The sequence below is a fragment of the Pseudoalteromonas sp. A25 genome, from assembly GCF_009176705.1.
In the GTDB taxonomy this organism is placed as follows: domain Bacteria; phylum Pseudomonadota; class Gammaproteobacteria; order Enterobacterales; family Alteromonadaceae; genus Pseudoalteromonas.
Window position 1 is genome coordinate 1029189 of record NZ_AP021846.1, and the last position, 21836, is coordinate 1051024.

The 21836-nt window shown below is 41.5% G+C and carries 17 protein-coding genes; 10 read left to right on the top strand and 7 right to left on the bottom strand.

Features of this window, described 5'->3' with window-relative positions; genetic code table 11:
- Positions 1 to 24 precede the first annotated feature (24 nt).
- The 4 genes from GDK41_RS04580 to dinG are packed head-to-tail and all read right to left on the bottom strand — an operon-like array spanning position 25 to position 4375.
- The gene (locus tag GDK41_RS04580; protein ID WP_152085298.1) at positions 25 to 927 is read right to left on the bottom strand and encodes a histone deacetylase family protein; all 903 of its coding nucleotides are present in this window, start codon (positions 925 to 927) and stop codon (positions 25 to 27) included.
- On the bottom strand, positions 927 to 1526 hold the full coding sequence (locus GDK41_RS04585) for a primosomal replication protein (RefSeq protein ID WP_152085299.1): 600 nt from the start codon (positions 1524 to 1526) through the stop codon (positions 927 to 929). Before GDK41_RS04585 ends, GDK41_RS04580 begins: the two co-directional genes overlap by 1 nt.
- Positions 1523 to 2302 (bottom strand): TSUP family transporter, encoded by a 780-nt coding sequence (locus GDK41_RS04590; RefSeq protein ID WP_152085300.1) that lies wholly within the window; start codon positions 2300 to 2302, stop codon positions 1523 to 1525. The genes GDK41_RS04585 and GDK41_RS04590 overlap by 4 nt, the downstream gene beginning before the upstream one ends.
- Positions 2303 to 4375, bottom strand: coding sequence for an ATP-dependent DNA helicase DinG (gene dinG, locus GDK41_RS04595; protein ID WP_152085301.1), 2073 nt, complete (start codon positions 4373 to 4375; stop codon positions 2303 to 2305). It abuts the gene before it with no gap.
- A 70-nt stretch (positions 4376 to 4445) separates the two neighbouring features.
- Between dinG and GDK41_RS04600 the strand changes: the two genes are divergently transcribed.
- Both GDK41_RS04600 and GDK41_RS04605 read left to right on the top strand, forming a co-directional pair.
- Positions 4446 to 6791, top strand: coding sequence for a DNA polymerase II (locus tag GDK41_RS04600; RefSeq protein WP_152085302.1), 2346 nt, complete (start codon positions 4446 to 4448; stop codon positions 6789 to 6791).
- Between the two features lie 200 nt (positions 6792 to 6991).
- Positions 6992 to 9823 (top strand): TonB-dependent receptor domain-containing protein, encoded by a 2832-nt coding sequence (locus GDK41_RS04605; RefSeq protein ID WP_152085303.1) that lies wholly within the window; start codon positions 6992 to 6994, stop codon positions 9821 to 9823.
- Positions 9824 to 9885: 62 nt separating this feature from the next.
- Here the strand turns inward: GDK41_RS04605 and GDK41_RS04610 are convergent, their stop codons facing one another.
- The gene (locus GDK41_RS04610) at positions 9886 to 10482 is read right to left on the bottom strand and encodes a porin family protein (protein WP_152085304.1); all 597 of its coding nucleotides are present in this window, start codon (positions 10480 to 10482) and stop codon (positions 9886 to 9888) included.
- Between the two features lie 517 nt (positions 10483 to 10999).
- Between GDK41_RS04610 and GDK41_RS04615 the strand changes: the two genes are divergently transcribed.
- Positions 11000 to 11899, top strand: coding sequence for a DMT family transporter (locus tag GDK41_RS04615; RefSeq protein WP_152085305.1), 900 nt, complete (start codon positions 11000 to 11002; stop codon positions 11897 to 11899).
- 3 nt (positions 11900 to 11902) lie between these two features.
- On the top strand, positions 11903 to 12616 hold the full coding sequence (locus GDK41_RS04620; RefSeq protein ID WP_152085306.1) for an SIR2 family NAD-dependent protein deacylase: 714 nt from the start codon (positions 11903 to 11905) through the stop codon (positions 12614 to 12616).
- On the opposite strand, the gene GDK41_RS04625 is transcribed toward GDK41_RS04620, so the two are convergent.
- Entirely contained in the window at positions 12613 to 13305 is a 693-nt protein-coding gene (locus GDK41_RS04625; protein ID WP_152085307.1) for a hypothetical protein, read from the bottom strand. The genes GDK41_RS04620 and GDK41_RS04625 overlap by 4 nt on opposite strands.
- Positions 13306 to 13571: 266 nt before the next feature.
- On the opposite strand from GDK41_RS04625, the gene GDK41_RS04630 reads away from it, so the two are divergent.
- From GDK41_RS04630 to GDK41_RS04650, 5 genes are all read left to right on the top strand, one after another.
- Positions 13572 to 15971, top strand: a complete 2400-nt coding sequence (locus GDK41_RS04630) for a response regulator (RefSeq protein ID WP_172971548.1) — start codon at positions 13572 to 13574, stop codon at positions 15969 to 15971.
- Positions 15964 to 17220, top strand: a complete 1257-nt coding sequence (locus GDK41_RS04635; RefSeq protein WP_152085309.1) for a hybrid sensor histidine kinase/response regulator — start codon at positions 15964 to 15966, stop codon at positions 17218 to 17220. The genes GDK41_RS04630 and GDK41_RS04635 overlap by 8 nt, the downstream gene beginning before the upstream one ends.
- 73 nt (positions 17221 to 17293) lie before the next feature.
- Positions 17294 to 17704 (top strand): GNAT family N-acetyltransferase, encoded by a 411-nt coding sequence (locus GDK41_RS04640; protein WP_152085310.1) that lies wholly within the window; start codon positions 17294 to 17296, stop codon positions 17702 to 17704.
- A 156-nt stretch (positions 17705 to 17860) separates the two neighbouring features.
- Positions 17861 to 19291 carry a RimK family protein gene (locus tag GDK41_RS04645; RefSeq protein ID WP_152085311.1) on the top strand — a complete coding sequence of 477 codons (1431 nt, stop codon included), beginning with the start codon at positions 17861 to 17863 and terminating at the stop codon, positions 19289 to 19291.
- Positions 19284 to 20393, top strand: coding sequence for a GNAT family N-acetyltransferase/peptidase C39 family protein (locus tag GDK41_RS04650; protein WP_152085312.1), 1110 nt, complete (start codon positions 19284 to 19286; stop codon positions 20391 to 20393). The genes GDK41_RS04645 and GDK41_RS04650 overlap by 8 nt, the downstream gene beginning before the upstream one ends.
- On the opposite strand, the gene GDK41_RS04655 is transcribed toward GDK41_RS04650, so the two are convergent.
- Entirely contained in the window at positions 20390 to 20824 is a 435-nt protein-coding gene (locus GDK41_RS04655) for a hypothetical protein (protein ID WP_152085313.1), read from the bottom strand. The two genes, GDK41_RS04650 and GDK41_RS04655, sit on opposite strands and share 4 nt — an antisense overlap.
- A gap of 88 nt (positions 20825 to 20912) precedes the next feature.
- On the opposite strand from GDK41_RS04655, the gene GDK41_RS04660 reads away from it, so the two are divergent.
- Positions 20913 to 21755, top strand: a complete 843-nt coding sequence (locus tag GDK41_RS04660; RefSeq protein ID WP_152085314.1) for an SDR family NAD(P)-dependent oxidoreductase — start codon at positions 20913 to 20915, stop codon at positions 21753 to 21755.
- Positions 21756 to 21836 lie beyond the last annotated feature (81 nt).

Below are 21836 nucleotides of genomic sequence, written 5' to 3' on the forward strand. Positions count from 1 at the left end.
ACCAAAAAACTGTATTCGTTTGCTCTATACAATAATAGCTGGCTTATTTAGCAGAGCAATAAAAAACTGTTCATGAACATCAACAAGTTGAGATACATCGCGTTGGTACCCGCCACCCATTGCAGCCATGAGGGGCAATGCCTTGCTTTGGCAGTAGTCAATAACCATCTTATCTCGCAATTGCACTCCTTCAAGACTCACATTGAACATGCCAAGTTCATCTTTGGCATAGATGTCTGCCCCAGCGTTATAAAGAAGCAGATCGGGTTGGTGCACTCGACAGACAAACTTAAGTGCTTGCTCTACCGTTTCGAGATAGGCTTGATCTTGTACGTTATTTGGCAAAGCAAAGTCATAGTCAGAGCACGCTTTAGTGCGAGGGTAGTTACGTTCGCAATGAATCGAACATGTAATGATGTCAGAACGCTGCTCAAGTATTGTTGCAGTGCCATCGCCTTGATGCACGTCACAGTCAAAAATCACCACCTTTTCTACTTTTTCCTGCTGGATAAGCTCGCATGCTGCGATCGCTAGGTCATTAAAGATACAAAAACCAGCGCCAAAATCGTGATGAGCATGGTGGTAACCTCCGCTAAGGTTTACAGCAATGCCGTGCTCAAGTGCGTATGTTGCAGCGGCGATGCTAGCACCAACAGAAAAGAGGGTTCGCTCTACTAGTGCCGCTGACCAAGGAAAGCCCATTTTTCGGATTGCTTTGTTATCTAAAGTTCCATCGATAAAGCTGCGCACATACTTGCTATCATGACATAAGATGATTGATCCGATAGCCGCCTTTTGCGGAGCAACTATATATTGATCTAACTGTCGCTTTAGGAGCCTTTGTTTGAGTAGCGCATATTTTTTGATTGGAAAGCGGTGGTGTTCCGCTAAGCGCAATTGTGAGTACAAAGGGTGGTAAAAAAACATTAGCGGTTCTGCTGCTTTTCAACGTGTTGAATTTTTACTTCGGTTGATGAAATCGCTTTTCGACACCTTCCAAGGCGTGCGTGTAGTGCTAGAATTTCTTGGTTGAGCTGTTTTGCTTGCTCTGGTGAGGCTTTATCAAGCTGTATTTTTCGTAAATCGATCATTTCCATCAAGCGTCTTTCAAATTCGTGATTTTGTGATAGCTCTTGATAAAGCTCATGGGAGCTTTGCATGATCTTTTGTACTGCTTTTTTGTAAACTTTATTTTTTTTCGTATAGTTTGTTTTGTTCTCTTTTGCCCAAACAGGGGTCGATTTTAATACTTTTATGACCGCTTCTATTTGTGTTGCTACTCGTTGTAAAGCAAAGCCGTACGCATGGCGGTTCTCCATCGGAGGGAGGTGTCTGATTTGAGCCGTGATCTCATCAATGTAGTCGCTTAAAACTAAACTTTTAGTCGCAAACACGGTGCGGTCAAATAGGCTAGGTTGGGCTTGAATATATCTATTTTTATCAAACCATTTGGCATTGTCGAATTGTTTTGCTTGTTCGGCTAATCTGGCTACTTGCTGGTTTAAACGTTCAAGCGCATGTGTCATGAAAAATAGGCCTCGGCAATGAGTTTTATTGCTAACACGATGACTACCGTATTAAATAGTGGCTTAATTAATTTACTACCAAACTTAATGGCTGAGTGAGCGCCAATCCAAGCACCGAGCATCAAAAACATTCCCATTGAAATACCAAGTAAAAAGTTAACGTGTCCTAACGCGACAAAAGTAATGAGCGAGACAAAGTTAGACACAAAGTTCATTGAACGAGCAAGTCCACAATTGAGCAGCAAACTCATTTTGTAGAGTAAACTATTTGATGCCGTCCAAAACGTGCCGGCACCTGGACCTGCTATACCATCGAAGAACCCTAGAGATAGGCCTTGTATCCATTGTTTTACTTTAAAAATAGTTTTTTTTACTGGTAACGTATGAGATTCTGTAGGACTTAATTTGCCAAATAAACTATAGCATGCCACGCAAATAATGATGATCGGAAGTAACTTGTTTAAAAAATCAGTACTTAGATAATCTACCGTTAAAGTGCCAAGTATGGCACCGATAGCGGTTGCTAGAATGGACGCAGCCCAAAAAGAAGGATCGAAAAGGCGTTTGCGATAGTAAGTTATACTTGCTGTTAGTGAGCCAAAGCTTGCAGCCAGTTTGTTTGTTGCGAGTGTTACATGAGGAGGAAGTCCGGCTGTTAGTAGTGCTGGTACCGTAAGCATACCGCCACCTCCGGCAATGGCATCAATAAAGCCAGCTGCAAGAGCAACTACACAAAGTAACCCCCAAGTCATTGGGTCGAGCGCTAATTCAAACATTTAATAATCTATTTGTCTTTTAAAGGGTGGCAGAGTATCAAGCATGGCTTTGCCGTAACGTTTTGTTACCAGGCGCCTGTCTAATATTATTATACGGCCGCTATCTGTTTCTTTACGAAGCAGTCTACCACAGCTTTGCACTAATTTCTTGGCAGCATCTGGTACTGTGATAGATAAAAAAGGATTTCCTCCTTTGCTTTGCACAAACTCTGCCTGTGCTTCCTCAATGGGGGAGGTGGGAACGGCAAAAGGAATTTTGGTAATTATTAGGTTTTCAAGATATACACCTGGTAAGTCAAGCCCTTCAGATAAGCTTTGTGTACCAAATAAAATGCTACCTTTACCATTGTCGATGTTGCTTTTGTGTGTTTTTAGTAAGCTTTCACGAGATTGCTCACCTTGCACTAATATTTGCCAATGATTTTTCCTGAGCAGTCTTACTACGTGATCCATTTGCCAATATGATGCAAAAAGCACCAAATTTGCTTTGGATTTATCCAAGTAACTAGGAAGTATTTTAGCAAGATGATCACTGAATGCTTTATCTGTTGGGTCTATATCTGACGTGGGTAAGTGCAGTGTAGCCTGCCTAGAGTATTCGAACGGAGAATTTGCTTTGATAAATTTGACGCCGGGTTCGTTAGTTAAACCACTTTCTTTGGCAAAGTGGTCAAATGTTCCCAATGCGCTTAAAGTCGCTGAGCATAAGACTGCTCCTGCACATTCTTTCCAAAGTTTATCCTTGAGGTAATAGCCTACTTCAATGGGGCAATCGCATAATAGGTGGTCGTGGTGGTGTTTGTATTCTAGGCGCTTTATCCAACGAGCATGAGGTGTGTGTTCTCCTTTGTTGGCGTAGCTATGCCAAAGTTTATGCAGCTGCTCTAATCGATTAATGTATTGCCCGCTTTCTGCTAGCAATGGATCGGCTAAAAATGGTTTTACATCCCCATCACTGACATCTAAGGTTAAGGCGTCATGCATCTTGTTTAAAGCGCGCAATACATCCCAAGTGGCATCGCTTATGTCTTTTGCTTTTGCGTTGAGTGAGTCAGGTACAACGCCATGTTCAAAGCGAAACGTATCCTCTTGGTTGTAACTAAAATCGGCAGTATCTAGTATATCTCGTACGACTTTAAGGTCTTTACTTGCGTCATTAGCCGCATCATTGAGTTTAAAATTCTGGCCAATGGCTTTTTGTGACACGATAGTTGCAGCCATTTTTCCACTAAATTTCAGTAACTTTTCTAGCCAGTCTATGGTGCCTTTTATTGTTGCTGCAGCAGATGAAAAGTCTCTGGTTATGTGAGGCAAGTGGTGTGCTTCATCAATAACATAAAAGGTATCATCTGGCTCGGGTAAAATTTTCCCTCCCCCAAGCTCTAAATCGGCTAACAGTAAGGCATGATTAATAACCAATACATCCATTTGCCCCATTTTTTGTCGTGCTAAGTGAAATGGACACAAATGATGTGATTTCATTTGCCGCTGGCAAGCGTGCTTATCACACGCGATTAGATTCCACACTTTATCGGGAATGGTATCCGCCCAGCTGTCTCGGTCGCCTTGCCAACGTTTATCTTGATATGCGCTATGTAATTCTTTTAAACACTTTTGTTCCATATCGGACAGAGGAGATGGTAGTGTTGGCATCATCGATAGTTGCATACTGTCTTCATCTAACGCTGCATTGAGCTTTTGTACACAAATATAGCGTTGACGGCCTTTTACCAGATCAAACTTAAACTCAAAACCACAGTGGCTTAGAAAAAAGGGGAGCTCTTTATTGATCAGTTGCTCTTGCAAAGCCACTGTTGCTGTAGATATGACTAACTTCTTTTTTTTCGCAAGCGCCATAGGTAAAGCACCCAAACAATAGGCTAATGATTTACCAGTGCCTGTGCCTGCTTCAATAACGCAAATTCTTTGGGTTTTATGATATTCGCCAGCAAGAGTTTTAGCTATTTCTGCAACTAGGTAATTTTGACTACTGCGATGACGATAGCCTTCTAAGCTTTCAGCGATATTTTGGTGTGTGGTACGTATTGTTTTTTTGAGCGCGTCTGAAAGCATGGGATCGCCTAATAGAGTTCTATATGTATATAATTACAGTAACGATAGCTATTTTAGATGGGTAATTAGTTTGGCACAAGCAGTGTATGAAGGCTTTATATTATCACGCCAACAAATGAATCATCAGGGTAGGCTTGGGCTGTGTTATTGGCTCAAAACTCCTCAAGGCCCTGTAAAGGCAATAGTACAAGGTGAGCGAGCTGTATTTTTTATCAAAGCAAATGAATTGCCCAAGGCTAAAGCAATGATAAATAACGCAGACGCACATATTCATTTTGAGGCAGTTAGATTAAAGCACTTTGATCAGCAAAGTATGGTGGCGTGTTACAGTGAAAGTAGTCGTAGTTATCATTTAGCAAAGCAGTTATTAGGCTCAGAAGTTACGCTCTATGAAGAGGATATTCGTCATTGTGATCGCTTTTTGATGGAGCGCTTCATACGCGGTAGTGCTTGGGTACAAGGTGAAGCCGTTGAATGTGATGGATATACCTTACTTAAAGGAGCAAAGTTTAAAGAAAACTCTTCATTTAGGCCTAAGTTTAGCGTTCTTTCATTGGATATTGAGTGTGATGGTGATGGCGTACTCTTTTGTGTTGGATTAGCAACCTACCAGCAACGTTGTGTCATTATGATAGGGGAACCACCAGTAGAGGCAGATAAATTAAATGACGACTCGTACATTGAGTGGGTAAGCGATGAATATGATTTATTGCAGGTACTAATGCAAAAAATCGCGTTTTTTGACCCAGATGTAATTGTTGGTTGGAACGTCATCGAATTTGACTTTGTTGTGCTGGCAGAGCGGGCACATATGCTGGGTGTTAGGCTTATTTTAGGCAAAGATGATCAACCTATCAGTATTTATAAAGGCAATTATGTTCGCGTATTAATTTCAGGCAGAGTTGTTATTGATGGCATAGATACACTAAAAAATGCCACTTATCATTTTGATAGCTTTCGCTTGTCCAATGTTGCTCAAAAGGTCTTAGGGCAAACAAAATTAATAGATCAGGAAGACCGTTTAGAAGAAATTATCAGGCAGTTTAATGAAGACAAGCTAACTTTGGCGGCGTACAACTTAAAAGACTGTGAGCTGGTACTTGCTATTTTTTCTAAGCTTAATCTTATTGATTTTGCTATTGCTCGTAGTCAATTAACCGGTCTTGAGTTGGAGCGAATGGGAGGCTCGGTCGCGGCATTTACTAATCTTTATCTGCCGCTGTTGCATAGAAGTGGCTATATTGCGCCAAATTTGTCTGAGCATGGGTTGAGTTTTGAAAGTCCAGGTGGCTATGTGATGGAGTCTAAACCTGGTTTGTATAAAAATGTAGTTGTGCTTGACTTCAAGAGTTTGTACCCCTCAATAATTCGAACCTTTTGTATTGATCCTCTGGGTCTTATCGAGGGGCTAAAGAACCGTGATGAAGCTATTGAAGGCTTTAATCAAGGATACTTTTCACGTACCGCACACCACCTGCCAAGTATCGTCGCTCAGCTGACAGAAGCACGTCAGTTAGCTAAGCAGGCAAATGACAAAATGCTGTCTCAAGCAATTAAGATCATCATGAACAGTCTATACGGTGTATTGGGCTCAAAAGGCTGCCGATTTTATGATCCTCGTTTATCAAGCTCTATTACGCTGCGTGGTCATGAAATTATGCAAGCAACAAAAAAGGTCATTGAGAGTAGGGGGTTTGAAGTGATCTATGGGGATACGGACTCTACTTTTGTTAGGTTTCCAAAATCTTGGAGTCTACAAAAATGTCATAACGAAGCTGAGTGTTTAGTTAAGGTGGTAAACCAGCACTGGCTGCAATACTGTCATGACAACTATAAGTTACCTAGTTATTTAGAAATTGAATTTGAGACGCTATATCACAATTTTTTCATGCCAACGATCCGCGGTCAGACAGTGGGCTCGAAAAAGCGCTATGTGGGCGAAACATATGTTAATAAAAAATGCGAATTGATATTTAAAGGAATGGAAAGTGTGCGAAGTGACTGGACTGAAATCGCAAAAAGATATCAACGAGATGTTATAAAAGCACTTTTTAATGATGCTGATGTGTTTGCAATAACAAAAGCGTATAGCGATAAAATATATTCTGGAGAAGTGAACTCATTGTTGCTTTATTCGAAACGCTTAGGAAAAGGATTAGAGCAGTATGTCAAAAATATCCCCCCACATGTTAGAGCTGCAAAAGAAAAAATGCGTGAAGACAAATCCGCTTGTTTCAAAAAGGGAAGCTTGGTGCGTTATTATATAACTAAATCAGGACCTAAAATAAGTCCAAACTTTGTAGAGCTTGATTACGAACACTACATTGAAAAGCAAATATATCCAATACTTATGATGCTACCTGATTACGAAAATGTTCTTTTTCAGTTAACCAAACAAAAAAAGTTTTCCTTTTAAGATCATTGGATTGTTTACGAGATATGTATTTATTGTTGTACCTTTGATGGGTAATTGATGAAAATTAAATAATTTACGGTTGACGCTAACGTCAATGCTTGTTTAATATTCATGGTGAATGTTGCATCAGTGCAACTTCCCATAAGGGCAAAGCCCATAAAAAATTACAAGCTACTAACAAGTAGTCCAGGGAGATACAAATGTTAAATAATAGAGTTTCAAAAGCGGTACGCTTAGCGATCGCTTTTGGTGCAACTTCGACGGCAGCATTTACTGCAAGTTCTGCAATTGCAGCAGAAGAATCTGCAGAGAGCTTCGAAAAAATTCAAGTTACAGGCTCACGCATCAAACGTGCCGATATGGAAGGTGCAAACCCGGTACAGTTAATCACACGTGATGATTTAATTGCATCGGGTATCAGTAATGTCGGTGATATTCTTCAAGAAATTCCGTCAGTCGCGGGTGCTGCTACAAACACTGCGGTAAATAATGGTGGTACTGGTGCTGTACGTGTTTCTTTACGTGGTTTAGGCTCAGAGCGCACACTTGTACTTCTTAATGGCCGTCGTGTTGTAGCGTCAGGTTCAGGCGCCGATTCGTCTGTGGACTTAAGTACAATTCCAACCGCAATTATTAAGCGTGTTGAAGTATTAAAAGATGGTGCATCAGCAATTTACGGTTCAGATGCGGTAGGTGGTGTAGTTAACATCATCACACGTAATGACTTTGAAGGCTTTGAAGCAAATGCAATGTACGATGCATCTACTCACGGTGGTGATGGTGAAACTAAGAGCTATGACTTTACGGTTGGTTTTTCAGGCGACAAAGGTAATGTTGTAGTTAGTGCTTACTACTCTGAGTATGGCGCACAGATGTCGGGTGACCGTGATTGGTCAAAATTCAAATACAACCTGAGCCCTTCAACTGGTGACATGAATAAAGGTGGCTCTTCAGCTATTCCTTGGGGTTTTTATAACGGTATAAACTCTCAAGACGACGATTTGTGTCAAGCATTTACTCATGGTGCCGCAAATGGCCCGGGTCAATCAGATCCAACTCAATTCACAAACCCTACAGGTTACGATTGTTTTGATGCAGGTAAAGATTTATACAACTTCGCGCCAGCTAACTTCCACCTAACACCGTCTGAGCGTTATGGCCTATTTGCACAAGCAAATTATGAGTTCTCGGATAGCTTGCGTTTCTTTACTGAGATGAACTTTAACCGCCGTTCATCAGATACCAAACTTGCTCCACTACCTCTTGGACCACTTGCATTCTTTGGTTGGACAGACGCAACGTACTCTAAAGATAACTACTATAATCAACAGTTTGGCCCTAAAAGCGCCAATGGTGAGTCGGTGGATATCGCGGACTGGCGTCGTCGTGTAGTTGAAACTGGAGGTCGTGACACGACTTTCCGTGTTGAAACGGTACGCGCTGTATTTGGTTTTGAAGGTGATATTAGCGACACATGGGGCTATGAAGTTTCTTACATATTCGGTCGTAACGATGGCGCAATCAACCGTGCCGGTGGTGTAAACTTTGAAAAAGTATCTGAAGCAGTCGGTCCTTCATTCTTAGATGCGACATCTGGACAAGTGCTTTGCGGTACACCTGATAATGTAATCGAAGGTTGTGTATCATTAAACACATTTGGTATTCCAGGTACAGACTCTGAAATTTCAAAAGAAATGTTAGATTTCATTTCATTTGAAGCTCATGATCTTGGTTATAACGAACAACAAATACTTTCTGCAAGTGTATTCGGTGATGCATTTGAATTGCCAGCTGGGACGGTTGGTGTAGCGGTCGGTGTTGAGCACCGTGAAGAAAAAGGTGCAGACCTTCCTGATGCACTAATCGCATTAGGTATTACTTCAGGTAACCCGCGTGAGAAGACGCTTGGTGCGTACTCAGTAGATGAAATCTACATGGAAACGAATATTCCACTACTTTCTGGCGCGCCACTAGCAGAAGTATTAGAGCTTGACCTAGCGGTTCGTTACTCTGACTATGATACGTTTGGTGATACGACTAATCACAAAGTCGGTATTCGTTGGTCTCCAATTGATGGTTTAATGTTCCGTGGTACATCATCAACGGCATTCCGCGCACCATCAACTTCCGACTTATTCCTTGGTGCTTCTGCGAGCAGTCCAGAGGTAACAGATCCATGTGCATCTAATCCAACACAGTTCTGTCTTGCCGATGGTGTTCCTGCAAGTGGCTTCACGCCTATTGGCGATCAGCTATCTTCTACACTAGGTGGTAATACAGAGTTACAGCCTGAAGAAGCTGACATTGTGACTTTTGGCTTAGTTTATAGCCCAGAATTTGTTGAAGGCTTGTCATTCACGGTTGACTATTGGGATATTGAGCTAACTAATGCAATTACACAAATTGGTGAGCAACTTATCCTAAATAAATGTGCTAGTGAAGGTACATACTGTGACAAGATCTCGCGCTACACATCTGGACCGCTTTTAGGTAACTCTAGTGACATTGATAACCGTACTGTAAACGTGGGTGGAATTGACTCATCAGGTATTGACTTCAACCTACGTTATGCGACCGACACAGCATTTGGTGCGTTAACGTTTAATCTAGATTCAACACGCTACGACACGTATGACATCACTCAGGCGGATGGTTCAGTCGTAGAAAATGCGGGTTGGTATTATGAAAATGGTGGTGATGGTAACTTCCCTGAATGGAAAACCAATGTTGATATTCGTCTAGCTAAAGATGACTGGTCAGCTGGTTACGCGATTCGTTATATCGGCGAATCAGAAGAACCATTTGGAGATCCAGCTGAGGGTGAACCAGCCTCACGTATGGTTGACTCGCAGGTTATCCACGATGTTCGTTTTAGTTATTTCTTCGATAACTTCACAACTACTATCGGTGTAGATAACGTATTTGACGAAGATCCACCGTACGCTGCGACTGGTTTCAACGACAATACGGATCCTCGTACATACAACACGACGGGTCGTCATGTATACTTGTCTCTAGGCGTTGCATTCTAAGCGACTGCTTTATTTAAAAAACCGGCTAATGGCCGGTTTTTTTATACTCTTAATAAATTCGCTTAAAAACGATAACTCATTCCAACATTGAGTGAGCTTATATCTAGATCTCCCATGGTCAAATACTGTATCCCCGCATTGAACGCAAAGCCGTTGTCCCAATCGTACTGCCAGCCGCCTTCAGCGAACATACCAAGCCCATCTTGATTTAAAATTTTGCTATTGTTTTTTGCGATCTCGTAATCATAATATTGACCTCCTATCTTGCCATAAAGATAGCTGTTTTTGGTCAGTTGAAACTGTCCTTTAGTAGCAACAACCAAGTTATTGTAGTTAAGCTCATCTGCGCCGATACCAAATAGCAGTTCATCATTTCTATCACATATGAACTTTTTATTATTTAATTCTTTGCAATTCCAGTCATCTATTTCAGTACCACCGTTGAGGCCTATCTCTAGTGCCCATGTTTCGTTAAATTGATAGTTGTAATACAAATAAAGAGACATAACACCATCACCATCCTGCTTTGAACTCTTATAAGAGGCTCCGCCTGCATTTAGCTGAGCGCCAACTCGATGAGGTTCGCTATTTTGCTGCGCTTGGGTTGCAAAGCTAGTGGTACATACGACAGCGAAGGCAATGAGCGAGAGATGTTTCATATTCAATTGTTCCTGTTAGCTTATTTTGCTTGGCAGTGTATAGCTTTGCGCATGTATGAGTCTGTTTAGCCTTTGTGAGTGGGTGTAGGAGTATGTCAGATAATGTAAGTATTTGTTTCTTTGACAATAGAGGCGTTTCTTAGCAGTAAATAAAAGTGTCATGATTTTTTGTCGCTAGTAAGGCATCAACGCTATGTCGTGTTATATAGATACATGCTCAAAAAATGCTACCTAGAATGAGAGTCTTTAGTCACTTATAAAAAGAAATCATTGTTCGTGAATTTTAAATTGACATATTTTTTAGGTTTGGTAAAACTGATAGAGTTCACTTTCAACTTAGTGTATTTATGAATCAATTAACGCATGTACTCAATAAAACATCATGGCTGCATAACTTGGCAGTTATGGTCTTTTGTGTGCGCTGCGGTTAATTGCTTTTTCTCTAACCGCGATGATAAAAGCGGTTAGTGTTAGTTCTTCTCTCCTCTTTTATCATCCTAGAGCAAGGATTTAGGCCATGCCCGTTCAGGCATCGTATTTGTTTGTTATTTTTGTTTGGTCAACAACACCGCTCTCAATAGTATGGAGCAGCGAGAGCATGCCGCCGTTATTGAGTGTATTGCTGCGCATGATGATTGCTTTGCTTTTGGCTGGGTTAGTGATAGCGATTAGTAATACACGTGTGCCTTGGAATCGGCGCGCTTGTAAACTTTACCTGTATTCCGCATTGGGTATCTTAGGGGGTATGTCACTGAGTTATCTAGCCGCGCAGACAGTCCCCTCAGGCGTTATTTCTTTAATTTTTGGTTTGGCACCGATCCTATCTGGGCTACTTGCACAAAAACTTCTGGGGGAGGCTAAATTCACACCAGTAAAATTAATTGCATTGTTGCTCGCTTTGTTTGGCTTATACCTGATTTGCTCTTCGCAAATTCAACAACTTAACTTAGCTCCCATAGGGCTTGGTTACGTTTTACTGGCGGTGTGCTGCTTTAGCCTCAGCGGCGTGTTGATAAAGCGAATAAAAGTTGCCATTCACCCTATGGCCACTACATTTGGAGCCTTATTGTTTGTAACACCTATGTTTGCTGTGCTTTGGATGATATTTGATGGCACTGTAGCGATTGATACTTGGCAAGCGAAATCTATTTGGGCAACACTCTATTTGGGAGTAATCGGCTCTTTGCTTGGATTTTTAGCCTATTTTCATGTGTTGCAAAAGCTATCAGCGAGTACCGTCGCATTGACGACGTTGATCACGCCGGGTTTTGCGATCACTTTTGGCGCATGGTTGAACAATGAGCAACTAACAGCAAGCCTGTTAACTGGTGCTGCTATTATTATCGCGAGTTTGGCATTATTTCAATTTGGTGAGCGGGTAAGCTTATTGCTAAAAAAGAGCAAAGTGGAGTGTTAAACTTTGGAAACATTATACATCACAGGTGCGGGCGTGAGTGCGCAAAGCGGTATTCCTACTTTTAGGGGGGAAGATGGTTTTTGGACAATAGGCAGTCAAAACTACACGCCGCAAGAAATGGCGACAAGGGCTATGTACGAGCACAATCCTGGGGAGTTTTTGTGTTGGTACTATAAGCGATTTGTTACATATCAGCATCATGGTCCAAATGAAGTGCATGTTTGGCTAAACGATAAATCGCTTATTACACAAAATATTGATGGTTTGGATGGAAAAGCAGGGAATAAAAATTATGTGTCAATTCATGGGCGTATTGACAAAGTTACTTTGTATCACAGACAAGGGCAACCTGTTAGGGTGGAGCCTGCACCTTGGGAAGGTATAGACGAAAATAACCTAAAGCAGTCGCTGCTTGAGGTATTTAAAATTCCAAGCAAGGGGCCCGAATTCAATCACTCTCTAAAGCCTTATGTATTATTATTTGATGAATATTACACAGAGCTTTATCAAATAAATAAAGCATACACAATGATGGAAAACGCGACCAAGATGGTATTTATTGGTACATCATTTAGTGTCAACATAACACAAATAGCACTTGAAATTGCAAGGAGGAACAACATTGAAGTAGAGGTTGTTGACCCTAACCCTGCGCATATTTTGTATGATAAAGTGTGTTATCACAAAATGTTGGCTAAAGACTATATTACTCTTTAGTGCAACAAAGTCATCACATCTTCACTTGAACACTCAAAGGCTGCACCGAGCAATATAATGCGGTGATGACTGCTTGTTAAATTATTACCTTTCATGTTGATTTTTAAATGGTTGCAAATCAGTCTTAGTGTATTAATTGCACTGGGAACTTGCTTAACTTGAGCTTCTAGTAGCGCAAGTGCAGCACTAAGCTCGTGGGGCTGCAAAGGTTCAAAGCATCGGTTAAAGGCTAGGTAGCACTCCATTGGCAACAGTTGTTGTTCGTTTCGTGTTGCTAATGCAGGCGCTAACGATTCATTTCGTTCAAACAGCAGTAACGAGCGAATGTAGTTAAAAGGAGGGGGGTCGTTAGGCTCACTCAACAAAACATGTAAAATGGTATTTTGTTGTTCATTTTGCAACACAAACCCTTCACTCTCGCTCAGCGCAGGCGTAAAAAATGTTAACTTATCAATGTTATTAATCCCCGCAATGAGCGCTTTTGGAAGCGGTTTCTTCGCTAAAAGAGAGATGACTATGTCTTGACAGAATTGATAATAAGCTTGCTCCTGCATGGCTTGTTGATACAGGTATTTAAGATGTGCAATGTTTTCATTGGCGCTGCTTTGTACATAAAAGTCTACTAGTCCTTTTATATCTTGTTGTTTTATAAAATCAATTAGAGTGTTTGTTGACTCTTTTAGGTTCATATTTACGCCAAAGTGAGTTTAATCAAGTTATCAACAGTGTAGAACAGTTTGTCCTAAAAAGGTAATGTTATCATAGGGCTAAGAGCGTAGATTAGAGAGCCATTGATTTAATTGCCCTCCAACATTGACTATTTATATTGCGAAGTATTTGTGCCAAGACTGGTAAAATAATACGTTCAAAAATATCAAGATATTCGTAATTTTGATATCCAGTTTTGTGATTCTTTCACTACACTTAAAACTTGGATCACAAAATGAGATGTCCTATGTTTGACGATGATTCAATCTTATTTAGCTCGGATGAAGAACCTGAAGAACAAGAGGCGAAACCACCTTGGAAAATATTGATTGTGGATGATGAAGAAGACATCCACCAAATATCCAAGTTAGTGCTTGCCCAAATGCAGTTTGACCAAAGAGGTGTTACGTTTTTGCATGCGCACAGTGGCGAGCAAGCGCGGGAAGTAATTGCTGAACATAAAGATATTGCCTTGATTTTGCTCGATGTGGTGATGGAAACCGCAGAAGCAGGGTTAGATTTTGCAAAGTATGTGCGAGAAGTAGAGTTAAATAGTAAAGTTCGCATTATATTGCGGACCGGGCAACCAGGTATGGCACCAGAGTCAGAAATAACTCGCGACTATGATGTTAATGACTACAAAACTAAAACGGAGCTGACAAGTAGCAAGTTAAAGGCTGCGGTTTTAGTTGCATTACGCACCTATCAACATTTGGAAAAAACCGAGTGTGTCCAGCTTGGCTTAGATAAAATAATAAAGTGTACCAATGCTTTACTAAGTGAGTCTGAACTGGTTGAATTTGAGATAAAAGCATTTCAATCTTTGGCAGAAACGTTGCCGCTTAGCCAACAATTTGAACCAAGTCCTGTTGCTTCTTATATCGCTGAGCTTAACCTTGAATTGAATCGGTTTGAGGTTAGGTTGCCTGAAGGCGCACAGCTGGAGATCCCTAACTCGGTCCTAGAGCCATTTGTAAATAAATATGATGCTAGGTTTTATCACAGTGCTGTAATGGAAAATTTTGCATTATTGTATATCGGTGAACGGCAATCAAAAGGGCCGCTGTTTGCGATTGCTCAGTATGCTAATCATATTGAAGAGCAAGAGGAATTACTGCTTTTGAATTTGGGGCAGAGCATTGAAATTGCATGGCAAAACAATCAATTACAAGCCAAGCTCAGTGACAACAACGTTGACCTTGAGAATCAAGTTAGCGAGCGCACGCAAGAGCTAAATGCGGCAAGAGAACGTGCTGAGCAAGCTAATTTAGCGAAAAGTATGTTTTTGTCTAACATGAGTCATGAGATCCGCACGCCACTTAATGCTATTTTGGGGTTTGCTCAGTTAATGGAAAGAGCAAAAGATCTTTCTCAAAACCACAAACAGACCATGAACAAAATCATTCGAGCAGGCAATCACTTGCTCGACATTATTAACGACGTACTAGATATATCAAAAATTGAAGCCGGTTCGAGTAAGTTGAACTTAACCGACTTTGAGCTAAGTAGCTTGCTTGATGACCTTGGTAGTATGTTTAAGCTCAAATGCGAGCAAAAGCAGTTATCGTGGAGTTTGCAGAATAACGTTAGTGGCAAAATTGGCGTGCATGGTGATCAGGGCAAGATCCGACAGGTATTGATTAATTTACTTGGTAACGCCGTTAAATTCACCGATAGTGGTGAAGTAAAACTCATTCACTCTAAAGTTGATGAAAATACTTATCATTTTGAAGTGCATGATACCGGCCCTGGTATTTCAAAACAGGAATTGGAAAGTTTATTTAGTAGCTTCACACAAGGAAGCGCAGGCTTAGAAAAAGGCGGAACTGGATTGGGTTTGTGTATATCCAGCAAACAAGTAGAGATGATGGGCGGAGCACTTCATGTTGAGTCTACTTTAGGAGAAGGAAGCTGTTTTTCATTTAGTTTAACCCTGCCTCAAGCTGAACAAGATTTTGAGCAGCTAAAGTCATCTGAGCATACTCAACTTAGCCTTCGTCGCGGCAAAACACTACATGCTTTATGTGTGGACGATGTTGCTTACAACCGAGAAATACTAGGGCAGACGCTCGAATCATGTGGTATCAGTGTCGACTATGCCGAAGATGGGCAACAGGCGATTGATAAAATTAAACTCAAGAAGTTCGATATCGTATTTTTGGACTTGCTCATGCCCATAATGCGTGGCGATGAAGCGGTACAAATTATCCGTGGTGAACTGGGCCTTGATGAGTTGAAATGCGTGGCTATCTCGGCATTTAGCCTACATCATGAGGTGCAACATTATTTAAGCATTGGCTTTGATCAGTTTATAGGTAAACCTTACACAATAGGTCAAATATTTGACTCATTGGTGTCTTTTTTCCCTGACCATTTTGAAGCAGAAGAACTCCAGCAAGAAGACAGTGAAGCCGCCAGTGAGCAAGATAGCATAGATTTATCAAGCTTTTCATTGGCGCATGAACAGCTTGAACAGTTAAAGCTATCAGCAAAAATTAATGGCACGTCAAAAATTAAGCAAATCTTACAAAAAATTGAGCAAGAGCAGCCAGACAACAAGCAACTTGCACAATATTTGGCTAAGTTTATAAGTAGATTTGATATGGCAGGCTTTGTAGCTGCGCTAGATGAGGTGCAAGATGAATGATGATCTGGTGTCACTCAACAATTGTAGAATATTGATAGTTGATGATAAAGCTGAGAATTTAGAGCTGTTGACTAGCTTTTTAGAAGCTGAGGGCTACGAAGTGGCGTTCGCGACGTCGGGAAAAGAAGCGATAAATATCGCTACTATTTTCTTACCCCACTTAATTCTTCTAGATGTCATGATGCCGGGTATAGACGGCTTTGAAACATGTCGACGCTTGAAATCTTTAGATAAAGTAAAAGATGTACCTGTGATATTTGTAACAGGTAAGGCTGAGCTAAGTGACATCGTAGAGGCGTTTAGTGTTGGTGCGGTTGATTATGTAACCAAGCCAATCCGCCAAGAGGAGTTGTTGGCTAGAGTGTCAACTCACCTTCAGTTACAGGCATTAATCAATTTGCGAGATGAGCTGATAGGCACGTTACGAGACAAAACGCTTGAGCTTGAAAAGTTGTCTAAGTTGAAAGATCAGCAGTTAGAAACTTCTCAGCAATTTAGTCATATAGGTGAAATGGTAGGCGAATTAACCCATGAGCTTGGAACACCTTTGAGTGTGATCGGTACTGCTATCAGTCATCTTGATGATAAACAGAAGCAAATTAATCAAAAGGTACAGCATCAAAGCTTAGCCAAAAGCGAGCTTCAGAGCTTTATAGAAAATTCTGCCCAGAGCTACGATATTATTTTGTCTAACCTAAATAATGCGACCAATCTAATTAATAGCTTTAAGCATATTGTTGTCGGGGAATTTAGCGGCGCGGTTACTGAATGTAATTTGACCGATTATCTATATGACATTCAACGAGTATTACAACCAAAGCTGAAACGTTCACCACATACCGTAAATATTACCTGCCCAGACCTTTTGCAGGTGACGGCGGACGTAGGCGTGCTTTCACAGATCCTTATTAACTTGATTAATAATGCGCTAATACATGCTTTTGATGATAACACGAGTGGGCATATTAACATTGAAGTGTCTGAACTAGAGCAGTCAATTACTTTAAAAGTAATGGATGATGGTAAAGGCATCGATAGTGAAAAATTACCAAAGGTATTTGATAAATATTATTCAACACGGTTAGGCTCAGGCGGCAGTGGGCTTGGGTTATATATCGTAAAAAACCTTGTAGAAAACAGTTTACAAGGTAGTGTTGAAGTAACGAGTCAACTTGGGAAAGGCACTGAATTTTGCATTACTTTTCCACAGCATGCTAATACAACGTCAGAGCAGGCTGACTCAGTTTGATAATTGGTGAGCTTCGTTGCTTTATTGTGTAAAGTGATAAGCAACGTCACCAATCGGGATTGTATGGATTAATATGGCCTATCAAATTAGTAATAAAGCACCAACAGTTCGAGAGTTTGCACTGCTTAGGAAACAAGTCGGCTGGGGCGAAACCGATGAAATTTTGGCTCAAACTAGCCTCAATAACTCTTTATTTCACGTTACTATCCGTCATCAAGATGCGCTTATCGCGATGGGGCGAGTGATAGGCGATGGTGGCTTATTCTTTTACATTCAAGATGTGGTAGTTGCGCCCGATTATCAAGGTGAAGGGCTTGGGCATGCTGTAATGTATGAAATTGAAAGATATGTAGCTAAAAATGCCAAACTCGGTGCGACGGTTGCTTTGTTATCCGCAAAAGGCAAAGAAGCGTTTTATGAGCAATACGATTACATTGTTCGTACGGGAGAGCCGCTGGGTTTGGGAATGTGTAAGTTCGTTTAATTCTCTTAAATAAATCTCTTATCGTATAGATAAAAATAACTTGCTAGTCAGTAAGGTACTTTCGCTTTATAAATCGCTCAATGCTTAGTAGTACAAAGCAGCTATTCACTTGAGAATTTTTTTAGTGATGTATGTCTTTAATGATTAGGAATGACCATGTTAAAAACTTTGATTGTGGTTGAATCGGAAAAAACCGCAGCTGAGTTTGATTTAGCGAATGTGCTGAGTTTTGAACAATACTTACAAGATTACCCCAAACGCGATGAACCAAAAACACGCATTATAAACTTATGCGATACTGGCCAGTACCTAAGTAAAGGTTACTATTGCTCATTGCTTGCAGAAGCCCGAAAGCACGTTGTATTACCGACAGTTAAAACAATTAACGCGTTACGAACCGAGCATATTGAGCTGAGCCTAAGTAATGCGGAGCGTAGAGCTTTGGAAAATCAGTCTCAATGGGTGTTCTTTGGTCAAACAGACAACCAGGCTTTGCACCCCTTGGCAACTACTTTATACAAGCGTTTTGCGGCGCCTTTGCTGCGTGTACGTGCGGTTGATGATAGTCGTTTATTGGTAGAGCAGGGCTCAATTACACAGTTAGATGAGCAACAAAAATCACAGTTTCTTAGAGTTGTCGCAAAGCTCAGCGAGTCATCTTGGCGTGTTGGCGTAAAGCAGCAACATGCGCGCTGGGAAATGGCTATTTTAGTCGACCCTCAAGAACCATCACCTCCTAGTGATGAGGATGCAATTGCGAAGTTTGTTAAAGCTGCACGTAAAAATGGGATCCATGCGCAAGTCAAAACTATCAATACACTTGAAGACATTAACCAATATGATGCGCTGTTTATTCGCCAAACAACCGCAATAGATCATCAGACGTATCGCTTGGCTAGCAAAGCTGAAAGTGCTGGGGTAGTGGTCATTGACGATGCAACATCCATTCTTCGTTGTTGCAATAAGGTATATCTACATGATGCGTTTAGTTATTCCAAAGTACCAACCTTAAAAACGCACGTAGTCAGTGATGCCTCAGATAATACACTCAGCGTTTTAGAGTCTCTATTTAGCTACCCAATGGTGCTAAAAATGCCAGAAGGGTCATTTTCACGCGGTGTGTATAAGGTCGCCGATAGAAAAGAGCTTTTGGCACATTTAGAGGCGTTATTGGCTGAAAGTGCACTGGTGCTTGTGCAAGAATATTTATACACGGACTTTGACTGGCGAGTCGGAGTGCTGAACGGCAGAGCAATTTATGCTTGTCGTTATCATATGGCTAGAAATCATTGGCAAATATACAACCACAATTCCAAACGCTTCAACTCAGGTGGCTTTGAAACCTTACCTACATTTGAAGTGCCAAGAGCAGTGTTATCTGCAGCGCTAAAAGCTTGCAAAGTAATTGGAAATGGCTTGTATGGTGTAGATATCAAAGAGCTTAATGGTAAGGCCTATGTAATAGAGGTGAATGACAACCCCAGTATCGACCATAAAGTTGAAGATGCCTATTTGGGTAATGAGCTGTACATGCTGATCATGGCTGAGTTTGTCAGGCGGCTTGAGGCTAGAGGCAAGTATGAATAACAGTGCCATTACATTGCGTTTGGCTCAGCTAGGGGATTTAACACAGTTATCAAAAGTTGAGCAAACTTGCTTTAGTAGTGACCGTTTAAGTAAACGCAGTTTAAAGCACTGGTTAAGCGCAAAGCATGCTTTGTTTTTAGTTGCAAGCAGCCAAAAAGAAATCGTGGGCTATGGTCTTGTGTGGTGTCTCAAAGGCACGCGGCTAGCCCGGTTGTATTCTTTAGCGGTAATGCCAGCCTATCGTGGTCAGGGGATTGCGCAGTTGTTGCTAAGTGAGCTTGAGCAACTTACGCAGCGTAAAGGACGAGCATATCTTCGTCTAGAAGTTTCAGCCCTTAACCACGCCGCCATATCGCTTTACAGGAGCTTGGGTTATCAAGTGTTCGGTGCATATAGTGATTACTATGGCGATGGTAGTGAAGCTTTACGCATGCAAAAGCGTGTAGCACGCTTTGATGGCAAGGGAGTGCAGCTTCAAGTGCCTTGGTATAAACAAACCACTGAGTTTACTTGTGGGCCCGCAGCTCTATTAATGGCAATGCATAGCTTAGAGAAAAGCACAATGCTTAGACAAATCGATGAGTTAGCTATTTGGCGAGAAGCGACCACGATTTTCATGACTAGCGGACATGGCGGTTGCCACCCTGTCGGGCTTGCTCTATCAGCCATTAAGCGAGGTTTTAAAGCGCGTGTATTTTTAACACAACTCAGCGCACTATTTTTGAATGGGGTTAGAAGCGAAGAGAAAAAGCAAGTGATGTGTACAGTGCATGATGAGTTTATTGCTCAGGCTTATAACTTGGGATGTGAGCTCAATGAAACACCACTGGAATTAGAGCGACTATATGAGCTGCTCAAAGCCGGGTATGGTGTTTTAATGCTTATTAGTACCTATCGTCTCGATGGTAAAAAAGCACCTCACTGGGTCTGTGTAACCGCTATAGATGAGCACTGTGTTTACGTGCATGACCCAGATTTGGATGCATCGCAACAGGCGATAGACTGCCAACATGTGCCCATTGGTCTGGAAGAGTTTTCTAAAATGGCAACATTTGGTAAAAACCGCCTGCGTGCTGCTATTGCAATTGCAAAGTTATCTTAAGGGGCGGCACGTTTACTATAGTGCCAGCCTAAAGCGTACCCACAACCACATAAAAACCAGATAGTGCTGGCAATAATCGAAAACACGCTGGTTTGCTGCCAAAATATAATACTTAGGGGAATGGCTGCCAACCCCCTAAGTAAACACATCACAGCTAACACCGCTAGTGCGACTCGTTGCAGGGGAAGCGAGCGAATAAGACCTGTTGCAGCAAATGCATATGCGCCGCAAACTAAGAATAAAGTACTCAAAAAAAGTGTTGTTACAGGTGCAAGCAAAGTGCCTGCATTGGCTGAATCAATAATAAACCGTGGTGCAAGCTGCGCTCTGTAGCATTGCTCTCCCAAAACGATACAGCTGGTGTGTGCTATCGCGGTAATTATCGCCATTAGAGTACAGAACAATAATAAGCCTTTAACAACCTTTGGCATGGTTAAATAGTCCTTTTTAGTTGAGTATGTTGAACAACAGCATTTATAGTGATATTCACACATAATAAGACTAACACAGAGCAATACAATGGAGCATAAGAACAATCCCACAATCATCATAACTGGTGCCTCAAAAGGCGTTGGGGCGGCGTCGGCACTTGCTTACGCGAAAGCTTATCCAAATGGTATTAATATGGTGCTGGTGGCAAGAAATCTGGCTCCCCTTGAAAACATGCAAGCGCAGTTAGCCTGTTACCCGCAATGCCATGTTTTATTGGTTCAAGCTGATGTCGCATCGTTAAGTGATTGTGAGCGAATCGTCGCTCAAACTGTTGAACAGTTTGGCTTTATTAATGTGTTGGTCAATAACGCTGGGCTGCACTATCGAGGTGATTTTTGTAAGTTATCGGCACAGCATGTCGCAGCCATGGTGGATGTAAATATGAGAGCGCCAATGGTGCTCAGTGCTTTGGCAATAAAGCATATGCCTAGTAGCGAACACAATGCCATTGTAATGGTAGGCTCTTTAGCGGGGTTAACACCTTTGCAAGGTGCTGCGACTTATAGCGGTACAAAGGCTGGTTTAAGAGCATTCACTTATGCGCTTCATGATGAACTTATAACGAGCAAAATCAACGTTGCGGTTGTATCACCAGGACCCATTGATACGGGTTTCATTATGGATGAAATTGATCAAGTTGAAGACATTGTTTATTCGCAGCCGATGAGTAGTGCAGAGCAAGTCGCTGATGCTATCGTGTCGCTCAGTCAATCAACCAAGGCTGAAATAGCAATGCCAAGTGCCAGTGGTAAATTAGCCACCTTTAGTTATTTATTTCCGAGCTTTCGCCGCGCAGTCCGAGGGCTACTTTATCGAATTGGTGCCAAGAATAAAGAAAAGTATCGTCGAAACACTGGGCGAGACGTGTGAGTTTACATTTCCCACTGTAAACATTTGTGGCCACCTAACAATGTTTACCTGTCATGGCGCATAAAATGTCACTTGATGTCG